This window comes from Acinetobacter qingfengensis (assembly GCF_008693185.1).
GTDB lineage: Bacteria > Pseudomonadota > Gammaproteobacteria > Pseudomonadales > Moraxellaceae > Acinetobacter > Acinetobacter qingfengensis.
Map to the genome: position 1 here is coordinate 25218 of NZ_VXKN01000014.1, position 26463 is coordinate 51680.

21 protein-coding genes, 1 tRNA gene and 2 pseudogenes are annotated in these 26463 nt (G+C 37.4%); 17 read left to right on the forward strand and 7 right to left on the reverse strand.

The features are described 5' to 3' along the window. Window position 1: 1 nt before the first annotated feature. The 3 genes from F4V57_RS14100 (at window position 2) to F4V57_RS14110 (ending at window position 3265) form a co-directional block, all read left to right on the forward strand. Entirely contained in the window at window positions 2–1240 is a 1239-nt protein-coding gene (locus F4V57_RS14100; RefSeq protein WP_070070832.1) for a Zn-dependent hydrolase, read from the forward strand. Between the two features lies 1 nt (window position 1241). Then, window positions 1242–2264 carry a histone deacetylase family protein gene (locus F4V57_RS14105; protein WP_070070831.1) on the forward strand — a complete coding sequence of 341 codons (1023 nt, stop codon included), beginning with the start codon at window positions 1242–1244 and terminating at the stop codon, window positions 2262–2264. Window positions 2265–2338: 74 nt separating this feature from the next. Continuing rightward, complete coding sequence (locus tag F4V57_RS14110; protein WP_070070830.1) at window positions 2339–3265, forward strand: LysR family transcriptional regulator; 927 nt, start codon at window positions 2339–2341, stop codon at window positions 3263–3265. Window positions 3266–3285: 20 nt separating this feature from the next. Here F4V57_RS14110 and pdxR read toward each other — a convergent pair whose 3' ends face one another. Next, a complete protein-coding gene (pdxR, locus tag F4V57_RS14115; protein ID WP_070070829.1) occupies window positions 3286–4785 on the reverse strand; it encodes a MocR-like pyridoxine biosynthesis transcription factor PdxR in 1500 nt (499 codons plus the stop codon). Window positions 4786–4938: 153 nt separating this feature from the next. On the opposite strand from pdxR, the gene gabT reads away from it, so the two are divergent. The 11 genes and pseudogenes from gabT to F4V57_RS14170 all read left to right on the forward strand — a co-directional run bounded on the left by gabT (window position 4939) and on the right by F4V57_RS14170 (window position 18657). Next, window positions 4939–6201, forward strand: a complete 1263-nt coding sequence (gene gabT, locus F4V57_RS14120) for a 4-aminobutyrate--2-oxoglutarate transaminase (RefSeq protein WP_070070828.1) — start codon at window positions 4939–4941, stop codon at window positions 6199–6201. 13 nt (window positions 6202–6214) lie between these two features. Then, window positions 6215–7663, forward strand: coding sequence for an NAD-dependent succinate-semialdehyde dehydrogenase (locus F4V57_RS14125; RefSeq protein ID WP_070070827.1), 1449 nt, complete (start codon window positions 6215–6217; stop codon window positions 7661–7663). Window positions 7664–7910: 247 nt separating this feature from the next. Next, window positions 7911–8684: pseudogene (locus tag F4V57_RS14130) on the forward strand (dioxygenase family protein). Window positions 8685–8800: 116 nt separating this feature from the next. Beyond that, entirely contained in the window at window positions 8801–9565 is a 765-nt protein-coding gene (locus F4V57_RS14135; protein WP_070070826.1) for an META and DUF4377 domain-containing protein, read from the forward strand. Between the two features lie 98 nt (window positions 9566–9663). Next, a complete protein-coding gene (zapE, locus tag F4V57_RS14140) occupies window positions 9664–10806 on the forward strand; it encodes a cell division protein ZapE (RefSeq protein WP_070070825.1) in 1143 nt (380 codons plus the stop codon). A 173-nt stretch (window positions 10807–10979) separates the two neighbouring features. After that, a complete protein-coding gene (locus tag F4V57_RS14145; RefSeq protein WP_070070824.1) occupies window positions 10980–13142 on the forward strand; it encodes a malate synthase G in 2163 nt (720 codons plus the stop codon). A 200-nt stretch (window positions 13143–13342) separates the two neighbouring features. Further along, window positions 13343–14359, forward strand: coding sequence for a quinone-dependent dihydroorotate dehydrogenase (locus F4V57_RS14150; protein ID WP_070070823.1), 1017 nt, complete (start codon window positions 13343–13345; stop codon window positions 14357–14359). Continuing rightward, complete coding sequence (locus tag F4V57_RS14155; protein WP_070070822.1) at window positions 14356–14943, forward strand: CvpA family protein; 588 nt, start codon at window positions 14356–14358, stop codon at window positions 14941–14943. The genes F4V57_RS14150 and F4V57_RS14155 overlap by 4 nt, the downstream gene beginning before the upstream one ends. A gap of 26 nt (window positions 14944–14969) precedes the next feature. Continuing rightward, window positions 14970–16514, forward strand: coding sequence for an amidophosphoribosyltransferase (gene purF, locus F4V57_RS14160; protein ID WP_070070821.1), 1545 nt, complete (start codon window positions 14970–14972; stop codon window positions 16512–16514). Between the two features lie 71 nt (window positions 16515–16585). Then, window positions 16586–18490, forward strand: coding sequence for a M48 family metalloprotease (locus F4V57_RS14165; protein WP_070070820.1), 1905 nt, complete (start codon window positions 16586–16588; stop codon window positions 18488–18490). 93 nt (window positions 18491–18583) lie between these two features. Further along, window positions 18584–18657: transfer RNA gene (locus F4V57_RS14170), tRNA-Trp, on the forward strand. Window positions 18658–18730: 73 nt separating this feature from the next. Here F4V57_RS14170 and F4V57_RS14175 read toward each other — a convergent pair. Then, window positions 18731–19303 (reverse strand): annotated as a pseudogene (locus F4V57_RS14175) (site-specific integrase); the annotation flags it as partial. A gap of 58 nt (window positions 19304–19361) precedes the next feature. On the opposite strand from F4V57_RS14175, the gene F4V57_RS14180 reads away from it, so the two are divergent. After that, a complete protein-coding gene (locus tag F4V57_RS14180; RefSeq protein WP_070070819.1) occupies window positions 19362–20321 on the forward strand; it encodes a helix-turn-helix domain-containing protein in 960 nt (319 codons plus the stop codon). Continuing rightward, window positions 20314–20898, forward strand: coding sequence for a hypothetical protein (locus F4V57_RS14185; protein WP_227515719.1), 585 nt, complete (start codon window positions 20314–20316; stop codon window positions 20896–20898). Before F4V57_RS14180 ends, F4V57_RS14185 begins: the two co-directional genes overlap by 8 nt. Here F4V57_RS14185 and F4V57_RS14815 read toward each other — a convergent pair. From F4V57_RS14815 to F4V57_RS14195, 3 genes are read right to left on the reverse strand one after another with little or no spacing between them, the layout of a single operon-like run. After that, window positions 20867–21040: a hypothetical protein gene (locus F4V57_RS14815; protein WP_171257568.1), complete on the reverse strand. Its 174-nt coding sequence runs from the start codon at window positions 21038–21040 to the stop codon at window positions 20867–20869. The genes F4V57_RS14185 and F4V57_RS14815 overlap by 32 nt on opposite strands. A gap of 4 nt (window positions 21041–21044) precedes the next feature. Beyond that, window positions 21045–21863, reverse strand: a complete 819-nt coding sequence (locus F4V57_RS14190) for a PD-(D/E)XK nuclease-like domain-containing protein (RefSeq protein ID WP_070070817.1) — start codon at window positions 21861–21863, stop codon at window positions 21045–21047. Window positions 21864–21866: 3 nt separating this feature from the next. Beyond that, on the reverse strand, window positions 21867–22049 hold the full coding sequence (locus tag F4V57_RS14195; protein ID WP_070070816.1) for a hypothetical protein: 183 nt from the start codon (window positions 22047–22049) through the stop codon (window positions 21867–21869). Window positions 22050–22494: 445 nt separating this feature from the next. Between F4V57_RS14195 and F4V57_RS14200 the strand changes: the two genes are divergently transcribed. Further along, window positions 22495–23760: an N-6 DNA methylase gene (locus F4V57_RS14200; RefSeq protein ID WP_070070815.1), complete on the forward strand. Its 1266-nt coding sequence runs from the start codon at window positions 22495–22497 to the stop codon at window positions 23758–23760. A gap of 3 nt (window positions 23761–23763) precedes the next feature. Here F4V57_RS14200 and F4V57_RS14205 read toward each other — a convergent pair whose 3' ends face one another. Together F4V57_RS14205 and F4V57_RS14210 are read right to left on the reverse strand one after the other, a co-directional pair. Next, complete coding sequence (locus F4V57_RS14205; RefSeq protein ID WP_070070814.1) at window positions 23764–24627, reverse strand: MAE_28990/MAE_18760 family HEPN-like nuclease; 864 nt, start codon at window positions 24625–24627, stop codon at window positions 23764–23766. Beyond that, the gene (locus F4V57_RS14210) at window positions 24624–25868 is read right to left on the reverse strand and encodes a GmrSD restriction endonuclease domain-containing protein (RefSeq protein WP_070070813.1); all 1245 of its coding nucleotides are present in this window, start codon (window positions 25866–25868) and stop codon (window positions 24624–24626) included. Before F4V57_RS14210 ends, F4V57_RS14205 begins: the two co-directional genes overlap by 4 nt. Window positions 25869–26463: the final 595 nt, after the last annotated feature.

Genomic DNA, 26463 nt, shown 5'->3' on the forward strand with positions numbered 1-26463 from the left:
AATGAAAATAAATTCGCAACGACTATGGAAAAGTCTGATGGACATGGCAAAAATTGGTGCAACGGAAAAAGGTGGCAATACTCGTTTGGCACTAACTGACCTAGATGTTCAGGGACGTCAATTATTGATCCAATGGGCTAATGAAATTGGGTTAAGCGTTCGTTATGATGCCATTGGAAATTTATTTTTACGTAAAAGTGGTATTGCTGATTTTGCTGCACCAGTAGTGATGGGGAGTCATCTTGATACTCAACCTAAAGGTGGACGTTTTGATGGTATTTATGGTGTATTGGCTGGATTAGAAGTTTTACGCAGTTTACATGACCACCAAGTTCAAAATTATTATCCGATTGAACTGGCGGTATGGATGAATGAAGAAGGAGCAAGATTTACACCAGCAATGATGGGATCTGCGGTTTTTACAGGCATTTTTGATTTACAACAAGTATTAGAAACCACAGATAAATCTGGACTATCAGTTCAAAGTGAATTGAATAGAACACAGCAGCAAGGTGATCTGGAATTAGGGCGTAAATTTACAGCGTATTATGAAGCACATATTGAACAAGGACCTGTACTTGAACAACAACAAAACCAAATCGGTGTTGTAACAGGCGGGCAGGGAATTTTATGGCTGGATGTGCAAACCACAGGTAAAGCAGCACATGCAGGTACTACACCAATGAAAATGCGTAAAGATAGCATGGTTGGTACAGCAAAAATGATTGTTGCCCTAGAAAAAATGGTTTGGGAAAAATTTCCAGACGGTTTAATTACTTTTGGCGAGATGTCAATTGCTAACTCATCCCGTAATACTATTCCTGCACAAATAAAATGGACAATTGATTTAAGGCATCCAAATGACCAGAAATTGTTAGCAATGAAAGAGCAAACACATGAAATTCTAGTTTTTTTTGCTAAACAAAATGATTTATCTGTAGATATTGTAGAACATTGGCATAGCCCTGCCACCTATTTTGACTCCGTATTGATTAATACGGTGCGTGAATCTGTACAAGAATTAGGATTGAGTCATCAAGATATTGTCAGTGGTGCCGGTCATGATGCCATTAATTTGGCAAAACATTGCCCAACAACCATGATCTTTATCCCTTGTGAAGGCGGCCTAAGTCATAATGAAGCTGAAAATATTACAACAGAACAAGCACAACACGGTGCGGATGTTCTACTGAATGCCATATTGAAATTTGATCAGCAACGATTAGCGGAGGCGAGTTAAAATGCAAATATTTTTTCATGAAGAGCAATTAAGACATCGCCCACAAAGTTATTATTCTCGTGGAAAAATGCGACAGCCGCAGGAAAAGCCAGAAAGAATGCTTGAGCTGCTCAAAATATTACAATCTTTGCAATTACCTGTACAGACTGCAAAAGATTTTGGCACACGTCCATTATTGGAGGTGCATACGCCTGGATATATTGAATTTTTAAAAACTGCTTATACCCAATGGCAACAATTGCCAGAAGATTGGGGTGAGGAGGTTTTATCCAATATTTTTATTCGCGAAAATAATCGTGAAATTGGTATCTTGGCCAAAGCTGCAAAATATCTGGCCGATGGCAGTGCACCAATTGGAAAAGATACATGGACATCTGTGTATTGGTCTGCACAAACAGCCTTGTCCTGCGCAGATGTAATTTTAAAGCAACAGGATGATTTGGTGATAGGACTAACTCGTCCAGCAGGTCATCATGCACGTAAAGATGGTGCAGGGGGATTCTGTTATATTAATAACGCAGCAGTTATTGCAGCGTATTTACGGCAAAAATATTCACGTATTGCCATTATTGATACAGATATGCATCATGGTCAGGGGATACAGGAAATATTTTATGATCGTAAGGATGTGTTGTATACCTCAATTCATGGTGATCCAACCAACTTTTATCCTGTCGTGAGCGGTTTTGCTGATGAATATGGCTGTGGAGAAGGTTATGGTTATAATCGTAATTTCCCTATGCCACATGGAAGTAGTGAACAACAATTTTTTGGTTACGTTGATCAGGCCGTTGAATTTGTAAAATTATACCAACCTGATGTCGTCATTCACGTCATGGGTTTTGATGTATATGTGGATGATCCTCAAGCTAAATGTGCAGTGAGTACTGCTGGTTTTGAGAAAGTTTCAGAAAAAATTCGCAATCTGAATATTCCAACTATTAGTTTGATTGAAGGTGGTTATTGTGTAGAAAAACTTGCAGAAAATATGCATAGTTTTTTGAAAGGATTTAAGATTGCCTAATTTTTTTAAAAGTAATAATGCTTGCGATAAGAAGTTATCGCAATCTCAAACACAGACAACAGAAAGGTGAATATATGCGAGCGAATACCTTACTGGATCGCTGTAACTGGTCATTATTGCGGATATTTCGAGTGATTGTACAAGAAGGTAGCTTAAATAAAGCTGCATTTAGATTGTGTTTGACGCAATCTGCAATTAGTCAAAATTTAAAACGTCTGGAAGAGCAAATTGGGGAAATTCTAATTATTCGTACTGGGGGGAAATTTTATTTAACAAAAACTGGTGAAGTTGTATTTGAAGCCAGTTTAATGATTTATAACCAATTAATGGAATATGAGCAACGGTTAAATTATGAGAAAAATAGTTTATCCGGAACAATGAAATTATTGGTATTAAGTCGTATACAATCATTACGTTATGACCAATTATTGTATAATTTTCATGAAAAATATCCTTTAGTAGATTTTCAGGTTGATGTCTTAAAAAGCTCAGAGATTCAACAACTGCTTTTACAAAAAGTTCCAGCTTTGGGAATATGTATTACTCGTGCCGAACATCCGAAACTAAATTATAGTTCAATTATTAATCAAAAATATGCTTTATTTTGTGGTCATCGCCATCCCTTATATCATATGCAAATTCGCCATGTTGAAGAAATTAGAGGACATGGTTTTATCTCATTTCAAAGTGAACAATTAAACGACCCATATTCGCCATTGAGTGAAGTCAGAGAGAATCTTTTACAACGTAATCGTTTACTTGTAACAACGAATAATCTGGATGAAGTGATTCGTTTTATTAAAAACGGAATAGGTATTGGAATGTTACCTAAGCATATTGTCAAAAATGAAGTGGAAGCGGGTGTGTTGAAACAGCTTCCACCGGATCCGTATGTTGGAATTATTCCTATCGTTTTGGCTTGGCACAAGGAACGGGAATTGAGTCTGGTTGAACAATATTTTATTCAGGATTTACGTAACGTATTTAATCGAGATATTTAAAATTAATTCGCTTTACATGACTACGAAAGAGTTTTAATTCCTTGCTCTCTTAAACACTGCAATAAATTACCAAAAGCCATCATCATATCTTTTTCATTAACACAAGCAAAGCCTAATAGTAATCCTCTAGGAGCTTGTGAATGATTAGTCATATAGTATTGCGATAGAGGTCGGACATAAATGCCACGTTCTAGTGCCCTAGATGCAATGGCGACATCATCACAGCCATCAGCAAGTTTAAGCACCAAATGTAATCCAGCTTCTTCATCAAACTCATGTAGGTACGCCTTACCCAAATAACGATAAATCAGTTCGATTAAAAATTTACGGCGTTTTCCATATAATAGGCGCATACGGCGAATATGGGCTTCATAATGACCTTCACGAATAAACTCTGCAACGGCTTTTTGTGTCAGCAAATGTCCACCACGATATAGCTCGGCTGAAGCAATACGTAAAGGAGAAAAAAGTGCCTTAGGTACCACCAGATAACCTAATCTCAATGCCGGAAAAATCGTTTTACTAAAGGTTCCCATATAAATAACTGGCGCATCAGCTTCCAGTCCTTGTAATGCAGGATACGGCTGCCCAGAAAAACGAAACTCGCTGTCATAATCATCTTCAATAATCCAGCTTCCATAACGTCGTGCCAGATCAAGTAGTTGCTTGCGTCGATCAGGACTTAAGTGTGAGCCTAAAGGATATTGGTGAGAGGGCGTAACAAAAATTAATTTAGGTGGTTTTTTGGGATGAAGGTCAGGAATAATACCTTCAATATCCACAGGCATTGGGTCAACAATAGCACCATTTACCCTTAGGGTATTTCGTACACCCCAATATCCTGGATCTTCGATCCAGACATGATCTCCATGATCGCTTAATGTTCTGGAAACCAAATCTGTTGCTTGATGAATACCTTCAGTAATAATAACCTGATCAACATCACAGCGGATTGAACGTGCCACGCGTAAATAGTCTGCCAAAGCACTACGAAGTTCAAAGCAACCACCGGCATTACTATAAATAAGGCGGTCTACATCCGGTTCACGGTTTAATTTTGATAAAATTCGATTAAAAATATGATGTGGAAATTCAGTTACATCAGGTGTACCCGGTACAAATGCTCCCCATTGATTAGGAGAAGCGGCAGCATAACCCACCAGTAAAGAGCCACGTTTGGATAATTTTAATACCCGTTTATTGCGTATTTCGCTAATATTCTGTTGTGACTGATGTGGGGTGAGATAGTTTTCTGGAATTTTTTCGGCAACCCAAGTACCACGTCCTGTACGTGCTTCAAGATAACCTTCAGCTTGTAATTGTTCGTACGCACTTAAAACAGTATTTCTTGAAACATGAATTTCCTGAGCAAGGTCACGTGAAGCAGGTAGCCGTGTTTGTGGTCTGAGTATACCATTTACAATGGCTATGCGCAGGCAACGAAACAGTCGTTGGTGTAATGTACCATCAACATCTTCCTGTAGGCGTTGCAAAAGATAATCGCCAAGTAAACTACGCAATTGGTACTCTCCTACAATTCACAAATGGCTCTCGTCACTCGACTGAAAATGCGAGAAATTAACGATATATTACAGCGAGGCTGTGCATATTAAATGACATTGTTCAGTTGCACAACTCATCAGGTAATGATCGATAAAATAACGAGGATTCAAATGGACACTAAACATTCTGCGCTAAATGAACGTAAACAACAAGCAACACCTCGTGGTGTGGGCGTCATGTGTCAGTGGTATGCTGAAAAAGCTGAAAATGCAACGATTTGGGACAAGGAAGGCAACGTATATATCGATTTTGCCGGGGGTATTGCTGTATTAAACACAGGTCATCGTCATCCGAAAGTCATTGCTGCGGTGACTGAACAGTTAACCAAATTTACGCATACAGCTTATCAGGTGACACCTTACGAAAGTTATGTTGCATTAGCAGAACGTATTAATGAACGTGCGCCAATTGAAGGTCCTGCAAAAACTACATTCTTTACAACTGGTGCAGAAGCTGTTGAAAATGCAGTAAAAATTGCACGTGCTGCTACAGGCCGTCATGGTATTATCACATTCGGTAACGGTTTTCATGGTCGTTCATTCATGACAATGGCAATGACTGGTAAAACAGCACCTTACAAACGTGATTTTGGTGTTATGCCTGCTGGCGTGTTCCATGCACGTTATCCGGTAGAATCAAAAGGCATCACTGTTGATGATGCAATTGAAAGTATTGAGAATATATTTGCTGAAGATGTTGCAGCACATGATGTTGCAGCAGTTGTTCTTGAACCAGTTCAAGGCGAAGGTGGTTTTAATGTTGTTCCTGCTGAGTTTTTAAAACGCCTACGTGCTTTAGCTGATCAACATGGGTTCTTGATTGTTGCTGATGAAGTGCAATCAGGTTTTGCACGTACTGGTAAGTTATTTGCTATGGATTATTACGATACTAAAGCAGACTTGATCACTATGGCAAAAAGTCTAGGTGGAGGCTTCCCAATTTCTGGTGTTGTTGGTCGTGCTGAAGTGATGGATGCACCTAATCCAGGTGGTTTGGGTGGTACGTATGCAGGTAGCCCAGTTGCAGTTGCAGCAGCACACGCTGTTATTGATGCAATTGAAGAAGAAAAACTATGTGATCGTGCCAACGAGTTAGGTGCAGAATTAGTTAGCGTGTTAAAAGACCTTGATCAGACACATGCTGGTGTTGTAAAAGAAATTCGTGCATTAGGTTCAATGGTTGCCGTAGAACTTGCTGATGCAGACCTTGCGAAAGCTGTACAAACTTATGCTATGCAAAATGGCTTGTTGCTTTTAACTTGTGGTAAGTATGGTAATGTGATCCGTTTCTTATATCCACTTACTATTCCTGCTGAACAATTTAAACAAGGTTTAGAGATTCTTAAACAGGGTTTTGCTTCTTTAGCAAAATAATCGGAGTGTCTGCATGATCAATCAAAATTTGCAGTATTTGTTACAACATGAAGACATCGTGTTTAGCAAACCTACTACAAACAATTATATTGAAGTTAATGATGCAGCAACTGGCGAAACATTGGCGTGGGTGAAAACCCACGACCGTCAGTCAGTTGAAGCAGCTATCGTGCGTTCCCAAAAAGCACAGGATGCATGGAAACGTAAAACAGCGTTGCAACGTGCAGATGTATTGTGGGCATGGTACAACCTGATGCTAAAACATCAGGAAGACTTAGCACAAATTTTAACTGCTGAACAAGGCAAACCACTGGCAGAAGCACGTGGGGAAATTGCTTACGCTGCATCCTTCCTACGCTGGTTTGCAGAACAAGCACGCCGCATTGATGGTGAAGTTTTAGCTCAAACTCAACCACAACAGCGTTTACTTGTGCTTAAACAGCCAATTGGTGTGACCGCAGCGATTACGCCGTGGAATTTTCCGGCTGCAATGATTACACGTAAAGCAGGCCCTGCAATTGCTGCTGGTTGTTCAATGTTGGTAAAACCAGCTGAATTAACACCTCTATCAGCTTATGCACTGGAAGTTTTGGCACTTGAAGCTGGTTTAGATAAAGATGTTTTGATCAATCTAAGCGGTGAACCGATTGATGTTGGTCAGGCATTATGTGAAAGTGACGTTGTTCGTAAATTAAGCTTCACTGGTTCGACTGAAGTTGGTCGTATTCTAATGAAACAGTGTGCATCAACAATCAAAAAATTATCACTTGAATTGGGTGGAAATGCTCCAGTGATTGTTTTTGATGATGCTAATCTTGAGCAAGCTGTTCAGGGCATTATGGCAAGTAAGTTCCGTAACAGTGGACAAACGTGTGTGTGTGCCAACCGTATTTATGTTCAAGCAGGTATTTATGATGCTTTGAGCGAAAAACTGGTTGAAACTGTTGCCAAACTTAAAGTGGGTGATGGTCGTGAAGAAGGTACTACACAAGGGCCGTTGATTGAGCCAGCAGCAGTTGAAAAAGTACTGTCTCATATTGAAGATGCGACCAGCAAAGGTGCAACAGTTGCTATTGGTGGTAAGATCGCAGCGCAGGGCGGTACGTTCTTTGAACCAACTGTATTAACTGGCGTTACACAGGACATGAAAGTATCTAAAGAAGAAACTTTCGGACCGCTTGCACCATTATTCCGTTTTAATACGGAAGAAGAAGTCATTGCTATGGCAAATGATACTGAGTTTGGTCTGGCTGCCTATTTGTTTACACAGAACACAGCACGTCAATGGCGTGTTGGCGAAGCGTTGGAATACGGTATGGTTGGTGTCAATACTGGCGCTATTTCCAATGAAGTTGCACCGTTTGGTGGTGTGAAACAATCTGGTTTAGGTCGTGAAGGCTCTAAATTTGGTGTGGATGAATACACAGAAATGAAATACCTCTGTGTAGATATTTCTCACTAAAATTTGTAAAAGTTAAAGCCAGTCCTGCCCATTCAGGACTGGCTTTTTTTGTTTTTGCTGTTAGCAAAATCAATTGTTGAATCAAAAGCTAACATTCAACTTTTAAATCAAAAATTAGTTTAAGTTTTTTCAATATTAAAAATTATCATATATTTGAAGTATGAATACACAATTGCATCATTGGCATTTATATCAGAATTTTATTTTTGCTACACTGTAGTCATTGATTTTAATTTGTGATCACAACATGCAATTACAAACGCTTCCAGGCTTATTTATTTCACATGGATCACCGATGTTGGCGCTTGAGCCAGGGCAGGTTGGTGCAGCACTGGAGCGTATTCGCCATAATCTACCTAAGCCACAGGCCATTGTTGTGATGTCGGCCCACTGGGAGGACTTATCACTTGAAGTCAGTACAGCAGTGCGACCAAAAACATGGCATGATTTTAATGGATTCCCAGAACCGTTATATCACTTATCTTATCCAGCTCCTGGTAATCCACAGCTTGCAGAAGAGATTATTCTAACACTACAAAATTCAGACGTAGAAGTTCATGCTAATGCGACTCGCCCACGTGATCATGGGGTGTGAATGCCACTTTGGCACATGTTTCCTGAGGCAGATATTCCTGTTGTACAAATTTCATTACCTAAATATTACAGTGCACGACAATTATTTCGGTTGGGTGAAATTCTAAGCTATTTAAGACATCAACAAATTCTGGTGTTTGGTTCCGGTAGCATTACTCATAATTTGGCTGAATTAAGCTGGCATGAAACCCAACATGTACCGGGTTGGGCGAGCGAATTTCGTAATAAAATATCTCAATTATTACAGACAGGTGATTATGAGGCGGTACTGGATTGGAAAAATTTACCTTTTATCCAGCGTAATCACCCGACACAAGAACATCTATCCCCATTATTTTTTAGTATGGGATTGGGAAAAAGAATGAGCCTGATACATTCCAGTTTTATGATGGGTGCTTTGGGAATGGATTTATATCGTTTTGATTAGTTAACAAATAGCACAAATAAAAGTGACATACTTCACAATAAAGTCATGGCAGCATAAAGATTGCTTAAAATCAGGGACGATATAAGTGATCTCCCTAAAAATGTTGAGAAATACAAATGAAAAACCAAATTTTTGCTGTATGTACTGTTTTATCAATGGCTTTATTGTCTGCCTGTCAGACACCTCTATCTTCATCTGATCATGTTGCACACAAGATGACATCACACTCTGATCTTGCCCAAACTTTACAACAATATACATGGTCGTATCAGCCAAAAAATACCAAACAACCAATTATTGTTCGTTTTAACCAAAAGCAGCTTGGGGTTTATGCAGGCTGTAACCACATGTCAACAGCATTTGAAATTTCAGATCAAAACCTCACCACACAAAATCTTGTGAGTACTATGATGGCATGTGATGCACAGTTGATGGCTCAGGAAAAGTTTGCAGCACAATTATTTGATCAGCAAAAAATTCAGTTGACATTGTTAAGTACAGCAACAACGCAACCTATATTACGTTTAACCACAGCCACAGGTCAGCACTATGATTTTATCGGAACGATGACTCCCGAAACTAAATACCAAAGTCAGGGAGAAACAGTGTTTCTGGAAATTGATCCGCAAACACAGTCATGTACTGGTGTTGCAGTACAACAATGTTTAAAAGTACGTGAAATTAAATATAATCAACAAGGTATTAAAACATTGGTAGGAGATTGGCAACTTTTTTATCAACCGATTGAAGGTTATCAGCATTCAAATCAAGTTCGAGTGGTTTTAAGAGTAAAACGTTACACGATTGCCAATCCGGCAGCAGACCAATCCAAATTTGCATACGTCAAAGATATGGTTGTTGAACAGCAAAGCATTAGATAAATCATGTTTAGCTGAATCTAAACATGATTTTTATGCTTCGGGTTTGCTGAATATCCGCTATACTGTTGAGAACACTTGTAAAATTTAGAAATTTTCGTATGGATACATTAATTGGCACTGAAGTTATTTCTCCTGCAACACGTTATGCACAGGCGCTCAGCTCAGGGCAATTTTCTCCTGATCCTGAACAGGCAAAAGCGGTAGAGGCGCTAGATCTGGTGTGGCAAGAACTGATTCAGCGTTATAAATCCTCAAAAAAAGTGTTTAGTCGATTTCGTCGTCAACAAACGCCAAAAGGGGTTTATATGTGGGGTGGTGTGGGACGTGGCAAAACATGGTTGATGGATCAGTTTTATGAAGCCATTCCTTTTCGGCGCAAAATGCGCATGCATTTTCATCATTTTATGCAACATGTACATCGTGAGCTAAATAAATTATCAGGACAACGTAATCCGTTGGATACGGTGGCAGATCAAATTTATCGTGATGCTGTGATCATCTGTTTTGATGAGTTTTTTGTGTCCAATGTGACGGATGCCATGATTTTGGGAGATTTATTCCAGAAACTATTTAATCGTGGCATTACATTGATTGCAACCTCGAACATTGAACCTGATGGTTTGTACAAAAATGGCATTCATCGTGATCGTTTTTTACCAACAATTGAATTGGTTAAACAAAACTGTAGCGTATTAAATGTAGATTCAGGTGTAGATTATCGCCTGCGTGTATTGAAACAATCCCAGTTGTTTAAGGCTCCATTAAATGATCAACATCGGGAGTGGATTGCAGAACGTTTTGCTTCTTTAACTTCCGCTCAAAAAGTGCTACATGAACCTATCCATATTAATAATCGTCAGATTGAAGTGATTGCCCAAAGCGATGATGTGCTTTGGTGTGAATTTTCTGAACTGTGTTTAAAGCCAAGAAGCCCTGCGGACTTTATTGAAATCGCCAACACATATAACACTGTGCTGGTGAGTAATGTGCCACATTTACATGATGTCATAAATGATGCAACTCGGCGTTTTATTTATCTGGTAGATGAATTTTATGATCGTAAAGTGAAGTTGATTTTAACCTCAGAAGATTCGATTATAGAAATTTATCAAGGAGAGCGTTTGGCATTTGAAATTGAACGTACTCGCTCAAGATTGTTGGAAATGCAATCGGAAGAATATTTAAATACGGCTCATCGTCTAGCAGATTCAGACAGTAACGAAAAACATCAATTGATCTAAAATCGATTTTTAGTAAAACTTTAGTCGTTAGACTAAAGTTCAAGCATATGATAATAAATAATATTTTTTATTTTCATGTTTAATATTTTTTGTGTAAATAAAGGTATGCAGATCAAACATGATATGTATACTAAAGGAATAGTGACAAACAACTTAACAAGTAGGGAAATCCAATGACTGAGCGTATTCAGCAAGGTAAACTAGCAATTGCCAAAGAACTTTACGATTTTATCGAAAATGAAGCATTACCAAACTCTGGTTTAGATAGTGCAACTTACTGGAAAAATTTTGAGCAAGTGGTGGTCGACCTTAGCCCTAAAAATAAAGCCTTGCTGGAAAAGCGTGATGTATTACAAAAACAAATAGATGAATGGCATCGAAATAATCCATTTGAATTGAATGCATATAAGGCATTTTTGACAGATATTGGTTATTTGTTACCAGAAGTTGAAGATTTTCAAATTACAACAGAAAATGTAGACGAAGAAATTGCAGTGCTTGCGGGTCCCCAGTTAGTTGTTCCTGTACGTAATGCTCGTTATAGTTTGAATGCTGCCAATGCTCGTTGGGGATCTTTATACGATGCACTTTATGGATTTGATGTCATTCCTGAACAAGATGGTGCAGAAAAAGGTAAGGGATATAATCCTGTACGCGGTGAAAAAGTTATTGCATTTGCCAAAAATTTTCTAGATCAAACTTTTGCATTGGCACAAGGTTCACATGCAGATGCAACTGCTTATGCAATTCTAGATCAACAATTGCAAGTTACTCTTGGTAATGGACAGCAAACGAGCTTGGTGAGTGCTGAACAATTGATTGGTTTTAATGGTGATCCAACTGCACCATTAGAAATTATTCTAAAAAATAATGGATTGCATGCCATCATTGAAATTGATGCAACCAGCCCAATTGGTAAAACTGATGCAGCAGGTGTAAAGGATGTGGTACTCGAAGCAGCCGTAACCACAATTCAGGATCTAGAGGATTCAGTTGCAGCAGTTGATGCTGAGGAAAAAGTAGAAGGCTACCGTAACTGGTTAGGTTTGATGAAGGGTGACCTACAGGAATCGGTTGAAAAAAATGGTAAAACGATTACTCGTAAATTAAATGCAGATCGTACCTGTCAAAATGTTCAAGGTGGTATAACCACTTTACATGGACGTTCATTGATGCTGTTACGTAATGTTGGTCATTTGATGACTAACCCTGCAATTTTAGTCAATGGCGAAGAAATTTATGAAGGCATCATGGATGCATTAATTACACCATTATTGTCTATTGCAGATTTACGTGGACACAATAACTTAAGAAACTCCCGTACGGGCTCAATGTACATCGTAAAGCCTAAAATGCATGGTCCGGAAGAAGTTGCATTTGCTGCCGAGTTATTTGGTCGAGTAGAGCAAGCATTAGGATTGACTGAGAAGTGTCTAAAAATAGGTATTATGGATGAAGAGCGCCGAACCTCCGTTAATCTAAAAAATTGTATTGCACAGGCTAAAGACCGTACGATCTTTATTAATACTGGTTTTATGGATCGTACCGGAGATGAAATTCATACCTTTATGGAAGCTGGACCATTTGTTCGTAAAGGCGAAATTAAGAATCAGAAATGGTTTGCGGCATATGAAAACCGTAACGTGATGATTGGTCTACAAACGGGTTTACGTGGTAAGGCGCAAATTGGTAAAGGTATGTGGCCAAAACCTGACATGCTGCTTGATATGTATAAAAGCAAAATTGAACATCCAGAAGCAGGTGCATCTTGCGCATGGGTACCATCACCATCAGGCGCAGTGATTCATGCGATTCATTATCATCAATGTAATGTAGCGAATCGTCAACAAGAGCTGCTAAATACGCAAGCATTACCATTAGATGATCTATTGACACCACCGCTTGCACCGAATACGGACTGGAGTGAAGAAGAAATCACCAAAGAATTGGAAAATAATTGCCAAGGTATTTTGGGGTATGTAGTGCGTTGGGTCGATTTAGGTGTTGGTTGTTCTAAAGTTCCGGATATTAATAATGTCGGTTTAATGGAAGATCGTGCAACATTACGTATTTCTTCACAACACGTAGCAAACTGGTTGCGTCACGGAGTGGTTACATCTGCACAGGTTGAAGACGTATTAAAACGTATGGCAAAAATTGTTGATCAACAAAATGCGAATGATCCAGAATATACTGCAATGGGACCGAACTTTGACGGTATTGCTTTTAATGCAGCAGCAGACTTGATCTTTAAAGGAGCCGCACAACCTTCAGGTTATACCGAGCCTTTATTACATGCAGCACGTTTAAAACTAAAAGGTTATTCTGGTGATTAATCTAGGATCTATTGTTATTTCAGCTATATATTGCGTTATTCATTAAAATGACGTAAATGAAGTATGAAATGAAAATAAAAGCTTCTCTAAAGAGAGGCTTTTGTTCTTTAATATATCTATACGTTTTTGATAGCATTTTTTGTGAAGTGTGTCGTATAATTAAAGACTATTTTAGGTTAAAAAATTACCAATGAAGTCGTATGTTATATTCTCTAGCTCGTCCTTTTTTATTTAAATTTGAACCCGAACGTGCGCATGAGATGACAATGTCATCACTGAAAGTCGCTTATCGTCTTGGAATTATTCAAAGTTTATATAAACAACATTTAAAACCTGTGACCTGCATGGGAATTACTTTTCCTAATCCTGTAGGGCTGGCTGCCGGACTGGACAAAAATGGAGATTATATCGATGCTCTATCTGCTTTGGGATTTGGTTTTATTGAAATAGGTACCATTACACCCCGACCTCAATCAGGTAATTCTCACCCAAGATTATTTCGCTTACCTCAGGCACAAGCTATTATTAATCGTATGGGGTTTAATAATGATGGTGTGGATAAATTAATTGAAAATGTTAAAGCTGCACAATATCAAGGGGTTCTTGGCATTAATATTGGTAAAAATGCAGATACACCTGTAGAACAAGCCACAGAAGATTATTTAATTTGTCTGGAAAAGGTCTACCCATTTGCTTCTTATATTACAGTAAATATTTCATCACCAAATACTAAAGGGTTACGAAGTTTACAAAATGGTCATGCGTTGACTGAACTATTATTCACCTTGAAACAGAAACAACTGGAATTGGCACAACAATACGGGTTTTATGTACCATTGGTATTGAAAGTTGCTCCTGATTTAACCAATGAAGATATTATTTTTATTGCTGGAGAATTACGTCAATTCAAAATTGATGGATTGATTGTCACGAATACAACTTTAAGTCGAGAAGGTGTTGAAGGATTATTGCATGGGAAAGAACAAGGCGGTTTATCTGGTGCACCTGTATTTAATAAAAGTACTCAATGTCTGACACAATTTTCGAAATATTTACAAGGTGAAGTTCCATTGATTGGCGTTGGTGGGATTTTATCAGGAGAGCAAGCAGCATTGAAACAGGCAGCAGGTGCAAACTTGATTCAGGTTTATAGCGGTTTAATTTATCAGGGTCCGGATTTAATTGCGGACTGTGTAAAATCCATGCATAAGCCATGAATACACTTGACCTGATTCTGATTGTATTGTTTATCTTGAATAGTTTTAATGGTTTTCGACAGGGTTTGATCAAGGCACTGGCCAATTTGATTGGCTGGTTTCTGGCATTAATTCTGGCTATTCGCTGGACTGATCAGGTTCAGCCGTCGATGCGAATATTTACTCAGGATCCGGTACTACAAAAAATCGCAGCATTTATTGCCATCGTGATGGTGATTATCATATTGACTTGGTGTGTGGGAGCAATATTACAACATATCCTTAAACATCTTAAATTATCATGGTTGAATCGCATCACAGGCAGTGCATTTGGTTTAGGTAAAAGCCTGATTATTGTTCTTATATTAATTCACGGTGCAAGTCCGTGGTTTTCAGAAACATCTGTTTGGAAAAACTCTAGATTAATACATCTATTAATGCCGTACTCTTCTGATTCAGCAGCGTTTTCCAAGCAAATTGTACAAAAAACCGCTCAGGAGTTAGAGCATTTTCAAAGAAATGAAAATAATCTGCCTCAAGATGCTATAATCTCCAAATCTTCTGCTGATGATACAAAACGTCAAACAGAAAATCCTTTTTTATAACTCCCAAGCTTGTCTGTGAGGTCATTATGTGTGGTGTGGTTGGTATCGCTGGTAAATCACCTGTAAACCAATTGTTATATGATGCTTTAACGATGTTACAACATCGCGGGCAAGATGCGGCAGGGATTATCACTTGTCATCAGGGACGTCTTTATCTTCGTAAAGATAACGGTATGGTACGTGATGTGTTTCATACACGTCACATGCGTGCATTAGTGGGTAATTATGGCATTGGTCATGTTCGTTATCCAACAGCTGGTTCATCTAGCAGTGCTGAAGCTCAGCCTTTTTATGTAAACTCACCTTACGGTATTTCATTGGCGCACAATGGTAATTTGACCAACGCTGATGAAATTCACGAAGAATTATTTCATACGGATTTGCGTCATATCAATACCGATTCGGATTCAGAAGTTTTATTAAATGTTTTTGCACATGAAATGGCAAAAAGCGGTAAGGTTGATCCTTCTGAAGAAGATGTTTTTAATGCAGTAAGTCGTGTTCATGAACGGTGTAAAGGTGCATACGGTGTAGTTGCCTTGATTACCGGACATGGTTTGGTCGGTTTTCGTGATCCAAATGGTATTCGTCCATTAATTTATGGTTCACGTATTACTGATACTGGCGAAAAAGAATACATTATTGCTTCAGAATCTGTAGCGATCACATCTTTGGGCTTTAAAGTTGAGCGTGATATAGAGCCAGGCGAAGCAATTTATATTGATGCTAACGGAAATATGTTTAGTAAACAATGTGCTAGCCACTCACGTTACCGTCCATGTATATTTGAATATGTTTATTTTGCTCGTCCAGATGCTACCATTGATGGAATCTCTGTTTATAAAGCAAGACTTAAAATGGGAGAAAAACTGGCACACCATATTTTGAAGGATTGGGGAACTGATCATGATATTGATGTGGTCATTCCAATTCCAGATACCAGCCGTACTTCAGCTTTGGAACTGGCAAATATTCTTGGGGTGAAATTCCGTGAAGGGTTTATGAAAAACCGTTACATTGGACGTACCTTTATTATGCCGGGTCAGCAACAACGTAAAAAATCTGTACGCCAGAAGCTTAACCCAGTTGAGCTGGAGTTTAAAGGTAAAAATGTTTTGTTGGTTGATGATTCCATTGTGCGTGGCACAACTTGTGAAGAAATTATTCAGATGGCACGTGATGCAGGAGCAAAAAAAGTATTTTTTGCATCAGCAGCACCGATGGTAAAGTATCCGAATGTTTATGGTATTGACATGCCAGCTAAAGCAGAACTTATTGCATCAGGGCATACTGTAGAGGAAGTTCGTAAAATTATTGGTGCAGATCGATTGATCTTTCAGGATTTGGAAGATTTAAAAGAAGCTGTTCGTACACATAAAGTCCCTAAAATTACAGAATTTGATTGTGCTGTATTTGACGGTATTTATGTGGCAGGCGGTATTGATGAAAAATATCTTGCTGATTTAGAACAAAGCCGTAGTGATACTGCAAAAAAGAAAAAGGATAATTATATTGATGTTAATGTTGATGCTGCATCAGTAGATTTAACCGGTATCCGTGAGGATGCTTAAAATCATAATTTGAATTAAAGCGGTGGGATGAGTATATTCTCCCACCATTTTAACTAACGGAGGAGATCGTATTGCATTTAGATACTCAACCATTAGTTTATCATCGAAATATTATTCTTATAACTTCTGCTTTTTTACTGGCATTGCTATCCATGCTTTGGATTTTGAATATAAGTTTTGGCATGTTGGTACATTTTTTTGATCCACAACAACCGATTTGGTGGAATACATTAAGCCCATTTATTTTTATTATTATCACTGTTTTATTATTGATTAGCATGATCATAAAACACATAAAATATGCACAAAATGGGCAAAATATTGCAAAATCTTTAGGTGCGCAAAGGATTTATACTGACCAGATGGAACCTGAAGCATATACTGCTTATTACTTAAATTATAAAATTGCAAAAATTTATGCCATTCAACCAGTCCATTTATACTTATTACCAGAAGAACAGGGAATTAATGCCTTAACAGTAGGTTATACACCTGAGGATGTGTGTATTATATTAACTTGGGGAGCTGTTCAATCAATGGATCCTTATGAGCTAGAGGGTTTATTGGCACATCAATATCAAAAAATTTTAACGGGTGATTATATTCAACATACATATCTGGAAGTTATGTTTTCAGGATTATTGTTGATTAGCCAAGTTGGTAGTTTTTTTATTGTCAAAGGAACTAAACAAAAATATACAGGGATCATTAGTAAAGGATCTGCAATTTATGTGGTATTAGGTAGCCTAATTTGGTTATTGGGAAGTTTAGGTGTTCTTATCAGTCGGATTTTCAAATTTTTATTATTTTTAGGGCGTGAATTAGGAACCGACCTAAAAGTTTGTGGGCATATTGATCAACATCATTTATTGAATGCCTTAACACGAATTTATGTACATGAATATGGCTCTCAATTATATCGAATAGATAGTGAAGCGTTAACACAATATTGCTTTGCAAATGCCTTGACTGATCAAAGTTGGTTTAAAATAAATAATTCCTTGGTTAAACGTATTAATCGTCTACGCCCAGATTTTCAACGCCAAATTGTCTGGAAAAAAAACAGCCAGCAAAAAAACTTACAATCTATTATTGAAAAAATCTTATTACCAACCAAAGAGGAAGTTTTACTTAACCTTTATAATGCACCGACTTGGCAAGTACAATCTGAGTTACCAATCTTAAGATTATCTCCGATTAGTTTTATGGCAAAAGATGCCATCCGTCCTTTAAACCCTGAAATTCGCCAAAATATGGAACGTCCAGATGTATTAAGACGAGCTATGCAAACTGCAACAGGTAGTCGTGAACTCATTGTAGCAATCTTTATGATTCGACAATATCGTGAATTTGTCCCAGAAAATGCTTTGGTTAGTCAATCTATGGTAGATGCATTACTACAATTGGATGGGCGCGTCCATATACAGGTATTTTATGATGCTTTGAAATGTATTGATCCTATGCCTCGTATAGCAAGTCATGAGTTCATAGCACGTTTAATCAGTATCATGCAGGCAGATGGTGAAGTAGGCCTATTGGATTGTTTATTATTAGATCGAATTAAAGCCAGTCAAGGGTTATTAGAAGATACTTTTCCTGTATCACGTCGTGATTGTGGTTCAGCAGTTGTGCATATTGTAGATGCTTTATTGCATGTACAACAAATTAATAGTGTTATACAAATTGTTACACGACAAAATGTTCTTAAAAAATTACTCAACTCAAATGAGATGCAAAAATATAGGCATATTACGGATGAGCCTGTGGATCTTATACAGAATTTAGCCATGATGTCTGGTTTATTATTTCGTGAAAAGTTATTTTTCTTGAATATTGTTGAGCAATGTTTATGGTCTGAACGAGTCATTACTCAAGATGAATTGGATGTTTTGCAATTATTATACTGGCGTTTAGGCTTTGAATCGAGTGAAGTGGTTAATCGTGTATTAAAACAAAACAGCTTATTGATTGTATGATGTTTTTATAAACAGTTGTATTCAAAAAACTTGCAAGCCTAAATTGCCTATAGTATTATCCTTTCCGTCGTTAAGACAGTTAGCTTTCGCTACAGAGGATTGGTGTAATGGTAGCATGACGGTCTCCAAAACCGTTCGTCAAGGTTCGAGTCCTTGATCCTCTGCCAGAATTCGTTATATAAATCAGCCACTTATTAAAGTGGCTTTTTTATTTGCCACAAATTTGCCACATACATACTTTTAATCAGTATTGAGTTTGGCCATTTCAATTTTATTTTTATCGCCATTCATCCACTTAGCATATCGTTTCATCAGCATCTCTAAGCTATGACCCATTTGTGAAGCCACAAACACCGGATTAATACCATCCATCAACATCATAGTGGCATAAGTATGCCTGGTATTATAAGCAGGGCGGTGCCTTATAAAACAGCCATGCATTGCATCAACTAGCCGATCACGTGCAGGTTGTTCGCTATAAAATGGTTCATCAGTTTCAGGGCAATACATTACATAATTGCTGTGCAACTTCATATTCCTTATTTCATTCAATGCCTGTTTTGAACGATCATTCAAACAAATATCACGAATAGTGTGAGTCTTAGTAACAGATTTTTCTACTCCTCGGACACGGCTTTTGCTAATTCTCACGGTACCATTAAACCAGTCGATATCCGACCATTTCAATGCAAGCATCTCAGATGGTCTACACCCAGACCAAAATGCAAACTCGAAATACCAATAGTAAAAACGGTCAATTTCCTCAAGGTTTTTATTAAGCCAACCAAGAAGAGCATTCATTTCGTCACGGCTAGGCGAGATGAAGTTTTCTCGCCTTGGGTTGTGTAGTGAAGATTTGTGGTGAGGTGGTATGAGCTACGCAATAACTGACCAGATTCGCAAATTGAAAGTGGGTAATCCTACAGCAAAGGCGGTACTCCTCCGTCTTGCTGACTACGCCAATGATAATGGCGAGTGTTTCCCATCTATTTCATTGATTGCCGATGAAACTGAGTTTTCAGTACGTGCGATTAAAACGGCTATAGATTTACTTGAAGAAGTAAAAATTATTCAGGTTGATCGCTCAAATGGTCGCCATAATCGCTACAAAATAACGCCTGAAAACTTCACGCCAAAGACTAAAAAACAGTCTAAATCGAGTGGAGAGAAAAGCACAAACCAGTGCAACACATTCACCAGTGCAGCAGATGCACCAGTGCAGCAGATGCATGTGACCAGTGCAGCAGATGCACCTGAACCAGTGCAGGAGGTGCACACTAACCACCATATAACCACTAATAACCACCAATTAAGTAGTAGTAATACGCACGAGGAAAAAATTTCACAACCGCCAGCTCAGTTTGTGCAGTACCACAATTTTGATCTTGTAAAAATCTCAGTGATTGAACTTAGTCAAAAATATCAAACATTGAAATTTGATTTCATCGAGTTATCCAAACCTAGACACCCTGATCTTGATCAACACGATCTTGAAAACTTGTTTGATGAATTTGGAGATTGGTTTGCATCACCGAATGACTTTGGCAAGCAATCATCAAAGACTCCTCAAAAATGGGCTGTATCTTGGCTAACTTGGGTGAATAACAACAAACACAAAATCATTGCTCGTAAAGCGAAAGCAACTGCGAGTGAGCGATCAGCTTTAAAACCACAGGCAACAGCACAACCATCGGCATACCAAGCTAAACAGGAAAATGTAAATCGCTGGAGAAATTACGGTGAACGTTCCAATGAGGAACAGGACAAAATTATTGATGTGGTACCCCAATACCCAAAGAGTTTTCTGATTGAGGAGGTGGGTCATGCGTGAGTTCACCTTGGAACGGGCACGTAAGCTGATTAACAAAATGCGTGTACGTTTTGGAAAAAAATTTACAGACCAATGGGCAGCCGTTGGTGAGGATGAACTGGAATTGGCGATGATGGAAGATTTAAGTGGTTTAACGGATGAGCAGCTTTCCAATGGATATAACCGTATGCGTCACGAACCTTGGCCACCAACAATCCCAGAATTTCGTATCTGGTGTTTACAGGGATCACATTGGTTAACTGAAAATGAAGCTTGGCAACAGGCATTGGCATATGAAAAATCCAATCAGACTATTTCAATCAGTTTGCATGTACTCAAAACCCTTAAAGAATTTAAGAAAGGTTTTGATGAGATTAATCCACGTTCTGATTCTCAAGCTAAGGCATTCAAAGATATGTACATGCGGATTATTGCAAATGCGAAGTTGATTGGTGATGTCCAGTCGTTTACTCAACCAGTATTGGGGATACCCAATCAATTGGTGTTAAGCCTAACTCCAGCAGTGCTTCTAAAATTTCATTTGGCATTGCATCACCTCGATATAATTAATTTCTTAACTCGCCACGTTCTTTTTTGAGCAGTGCAACCACAGTGTCACGTGTTGTAGTCACAAATCTTTCAAAAGATTCAGTTGGTAATGTATCGGCAAGCATTGATGTGCTTAATCCAAAAATATGCATTGCAAATAATCGGGCTTGTTCCGGATCTTCTTTATCCATTGCTTCAACCATTGGACCAATGATTTGGTGATAAATCTGTTTTGCAATCTGATCCGGTGTACTGCTTTACGTTAAATGGTGCTTTGCGCTCCACAACTAAAAAAATAAAGTTCGGTTTGCCTTCTGTTTGATAAACTTGCTGAAAGCCCTCTTGATACATGGCTGCCGATAAGTCATAGCAAAATTTATCGCATGTATTTGAAAATGCGTGTGGTCGTGCATCATCAGTTGTTTTTAAATCAATGATCAAGCCGTTTGGATACTGATCACACGGCTTGATATGCCAGTCTGGACGTACACGTAATTGCAAGTCGTAAATCGGATCGGTAAAGAAAAAACTAGCTTCCGGCATACCTATATGATTTTGCATGTTGCTAAACATACTTAAGCTGCGTAGTTGTTCAGCCATTTTTGTTGCAGTCTGAAAATCATCAATTGAGATAATTTGTTTTTCCGCTGCCTGTTGTTCAAAAGCCTGCCACCATTCAATCTTGGCGATTGTTTCATCAGAAGGTTTTTTAGCATTTAATTGTGCTGAGGTAGGACGGCTGGGTGCATCTTCAGGCATCAAGATAAATTCAGCTTCAAAAGTATCGGGTTCTAAAAAGAGTGTGTGAGTTAATGTCCCTAGATCCATTGCCGCAGTTGCAGTTTTTTCAACTTCTTTGGAAATACTGTTTACATAGAAGTGAGCAGCAGAGCGTAGTAAATCTTTAAGCTGAGAGCTGCTAAACGCTGGGTGAGCGTGATAGTCAGCATTGCTCATTTTTTCGATGAGTTCTGATTTTGCAAGAAACTGGTCACGATCAACTTGTGTATTCATGACTTACCCTCCAAACACCAGTGCATAAGCACCAGTGACAGCAAGTACAGAAATAATAACGAAACCTGTAAATTCGGCAGCAGTACGTGCGACTGCTTTAAATTTTTCTTTTCGTGTGGGTGTGCTTGTAGGTGTTGGGTAACGAAGTTTACCTACTGCTTGATTTGGGATAGGGTGTTGTGACATAGTTATCTCCGCTACGTTGTTTAGCAAAAGCACACATGATTTGACGGTCTGGTGTGCTTTTTTGTTTTGTTGATAGGGTTAATTTAGTATTTACTAAACTTTAAGTCAATAGTGTTTACTAAATATTTACTAATTTATTTTTATTTTATGTTTTAATAGACAAAAGAAAACCCCGCACTGGGCGAGGTTTTAAATACATGATAAGAATATAGGATCTACCTTTGATACAGAATATGGAAGTGATCTTTAGTGACTTTGACAAAATTATAATAAAGTAATGTTTTAGAAGTGAAAAAACCACCGAAGTGTGTGTTTATATTTAATTCATTCCTGCAGTCTATATTTTTTTTAATAATTTAATAACAACTACTTATAATATTTTTAATGCTATTTACATAGTTTTTTTGTTATATTTAAACAAATTATCCTGCAGTAATAGTTCTCAATGAACCAATTGTACCAACACAATAATGATTTAAAAGACATTATCGAAAATGTTCATATAGAAGTGCTCAAAAGCGCTGTTGACTTAGATTCTATCGATTTAGTTCTAAGGGAATACCTTTCATTGGAGGAAATGAGGGAGGCAGGCAGTTTTTTTACAGGTCAAAATTTAGCAACTAAATTAATTAAGTCATTTAATGAAGCAATCACTTTAGATTCAGTGGTGTTAGATCCTACGTGTGGTGCTGGAAATTTATTAATTGAATGTTCTCGAATGTTAGGTGTACAGAAGAATCTAAGTAGTACTCTGCAATCATGGGGAAAAGTCTTACAAGGGTATGATTTACATTCTTCTTTTGTGGAGGCTACTAAACTGAGATTAGTTATTGAAGCGCTTAATAGAGGGGTAAAAAAAGACTGTAGTGTTGAGCAAGCATTATCATATTTTACCCATATTCAGGTAAAGGATACGCTGTTGGTGTGTGCTGATGAGTTAAAAGAAGTTACGCACGTCGTATTAAATCCACCTTTTTCAAGCTGGGCATCCCCTCAGGTACATTATTGGAAAAAAGGAAAAGTTAATGCAGCAGGTTTAATTATGGATCATTATCTAAGAAACCTACCTAAAGGCTGTTTAATTTCCGTTATTTTGCCTGATGTCCTTAGATCTGGTAGTCGTTATGAAAAATTTAGACAGTATTGTTCCTCTCAATATGAGGCACAGTGTAGTATTTGGGGGCGTTTTAATAAGAAGACAGATGTTGATGTTTTTCTGTTGGTAGGAAAGTTGAAGTCTCAGATAGATGATATTTCTATTCAGTGGCAAGAACATGAAAATGATCATAATGGAATACTATCAGACTATTTCGATGTATCAGTAGGTCCATTGGTTGCGTACAGAGATCCTTTAATTGGCAATGAGTATGCATACTTCCATTCGAAAAATACTATTGCATGGGCAGTATTAGATACTGCAGTGGAGAAGCGTAATTTTAAGGGGCGAGTCATTCAACCGCCGTGTGTATTGGTAAAAAGAACATCTAGTCCAAGTGATAAATATAGAGCGACAGCTACTATTATTGACTTACAAGAGCCTATTGCTGTAGAGAATCATTTAATGGTGGTTAAACCTAAAAGTAACTCTCTACAGGATTGCAAAAAGCTTATGAAAATACTGCAGTCAAAAGAGACCAATGAGTTTTTAAATAAGGCTATTCGACTTAGGCACTTAACTGTAAAAGTATTAAAGGATATTCCGTACCATTAAATTTTAGTCCTCTAAAAATTCTTCATCTAAATTAGCTGAAGACCGATAGAATCTTAGTAAAGCTTCCTTTACTTCTATATTTTTTTCATTTATATAAGCGGTTTTTTGTAAGGAATTGCAACTTTTATAAAACTCCTTGTGGCAAAAATCAGAAATATTTGCCACTAGAAGATCCATTAAATATAAGATCTTACCTTGCAAATCTTGATAAGCCTCTATATTTAAAGTTTCTGATGTAGCTCCGCTATGGGCAATAGAATGCCTATAATACAAAAGAGAGAAGTCTAAAATTTCTGACAGAATAGTCACATTTTGTTTTGTGCCATCAGGATTAATGACCTCTTGATAATGCTCATTAGCTGAAAAAAATGAAAAAAATGGAAGATCAATACTTTCAAGTAAATTTCGATAGTTCTTTGAAGATAAATTTGAGAAAGTTTTAATAAAATCATCATCAAAGTCAGTATTTGTTTTTACATCGACTTTGAATTTTTGAGATAATTTAGTTGCATGTAAATTAACAAACTCTAAGTAAGTTGAAATACTTAAACTATCTAAATTTTCTTTTGTATAACAGCTTGTTATGCTTTTTTTTAAAGCTAATGCAGTAAAAATATGAGTTAACTCTTTAGTTACAATTTTTTTATTATTAATATACTGCAAATAGAATTTACAAGATTTCTTAACAAATCCCTCCCAATGACTATACAGTAGTAAATATAAGGCTTTTAAAGTAGTTTTATGTAGATCTGAATCAACACCATTTTGTTGCTTCGATGTTTCAGCTATTGTAATAAGGCTGCTAAGCTCAAATTTTCTCCAGCTCAAATCATCTGCTAAAGATGTTTCTAAATCCTCCAATCTCATCGTGAAAAATACTCCACAGAGAATGAAATTAAATGTTCAAATCGATATACTACCTTGATCCCACGTCCTGAAATTCGCATGTATTCGGAGTCAGAATACATATCTTTTATTTTTTTAATAAATTGATCGTTTGGGAGTTGCTTTAGACTTTCGATATTCTGAGCAACACCAATTAAAATAGCTTCATATGCACTTAAATTAAATGATCCAGAGAATTTTTGTTTTTCAGGGTAATAGCGTCTAAATGCATTATTACCAAGATGGTTGTATAGGAAGTCTATTGTATTACCAAGTAGTTCAATGATTTCATTAATTTCTATTCTATTAGCATCAAGTATATTTATTGTTTCATCATCAATAAAATCTCCAATTTTTGTATCATATGAATAATTATTAAAATTAATATACTTGTGATTTAGAGCTAATATAAAGCGATTAATTAATTCCATATCATAAGCTTCTTGCATCTGCTTTTGACTAAGAGTGGTAATTTTTACGAAATTCTCATGTAATCTAAATTGATTCATAGCATTAAAAATTTCTACATTATTCATAATAATGATGCAATTTCTAACCTCTTGAGGAGTTAATGATGATCCTCCTGTGTTTAAACGCTGGAAAAGCTCATATTGAGCTTTAGTATTAGACTCCAAGTACATAATATTGATCTCAAAGAATGATCGTCGCACAGACCTGCGGTGATCTAGTGATAGATCTTTCCAAGTCAAACCATTGAGTTCAGTTAGTTTCTTTAAACCAGAGAAACGAAGTGTTGCGTTAGAGTCAACCTTGGTATCAAGTACTTCTTCCACTTCATTTTCAATATCATTAAATAAATTTTCCTCTTCATCTTCTTCAGTAGAAGAATCCTTAAGTAGTTGATGATGAATACTTAGTACATGTTGAATACTATCCTTATCATCAGACTGTAATAAACCTTCAATTTTAAATATTGTTGAAAGGCGCTGTAGACCATCAACTACAGTCCATTTACTATCCTTTTGTTGAGCTATGAAGATCGGAGGTAATGGAATACCCAATAAAATAGATTCAATTAGTCTAGATTGTTGTTCTTCATTCCATCTAAAAACGCGTTGAAAATTTGGATTAAGAATTAAATCTTGTTTTTTAAATAAAGAACATAACTCACCTATACTCATAGACATTTTTTGTGTTTTAAATGAACTGCGGGCACTTTCTAGCTCATTATTTATAGCTTCGAGTTTTTTTGGATTAGTCATTGATTTGTCCAAGTATAAAATGAAATGTTAAAAGTAAGTTGTGTATCGCATGCTAATTGAGGAGCTAAGGCTTAACCAAAGCCAACTCTAAATTCTACAAAATCAGTCTTAAGCGAATCAAAAAATTTATCACCCAGATTTATATCTTTAAATTTTTTAATTTCAAAACCCATTTTTCTCTCCACCCGATCTGTGTAATTACTGCGTCGGGTTCGCAGTATTGATTATTTAGATTTACTTCTGTATTTTAAAAATAAGAGTGAGGGGTGATTCGTCACCGCCCCTCGTTTTTACGCAAACCAAGTTAGGATTGCAATTATCAAGTAAAGGTTTATTTTTACTTTTAATTTCAGACCTTTCTTAGTCTGCAACGACAGAGAAAACATGGCATAAACCTTGTAATTTTCTGGCGAGCGCTCACCAAGTTAAATTGGTGTAACTTGTATAGCGCTTGCCCTGAGAGTGTGCGCACACCGTAGGGGCGGCAGCTTGTTGTGTTTGCTGAGCATCCGCTCCATTGCCTAAAAAGACATCCGTCAATTTTTAGCAATGCGCTAATAACAACGCACCTTTAGCGGTTTACTAGGCCGCAATT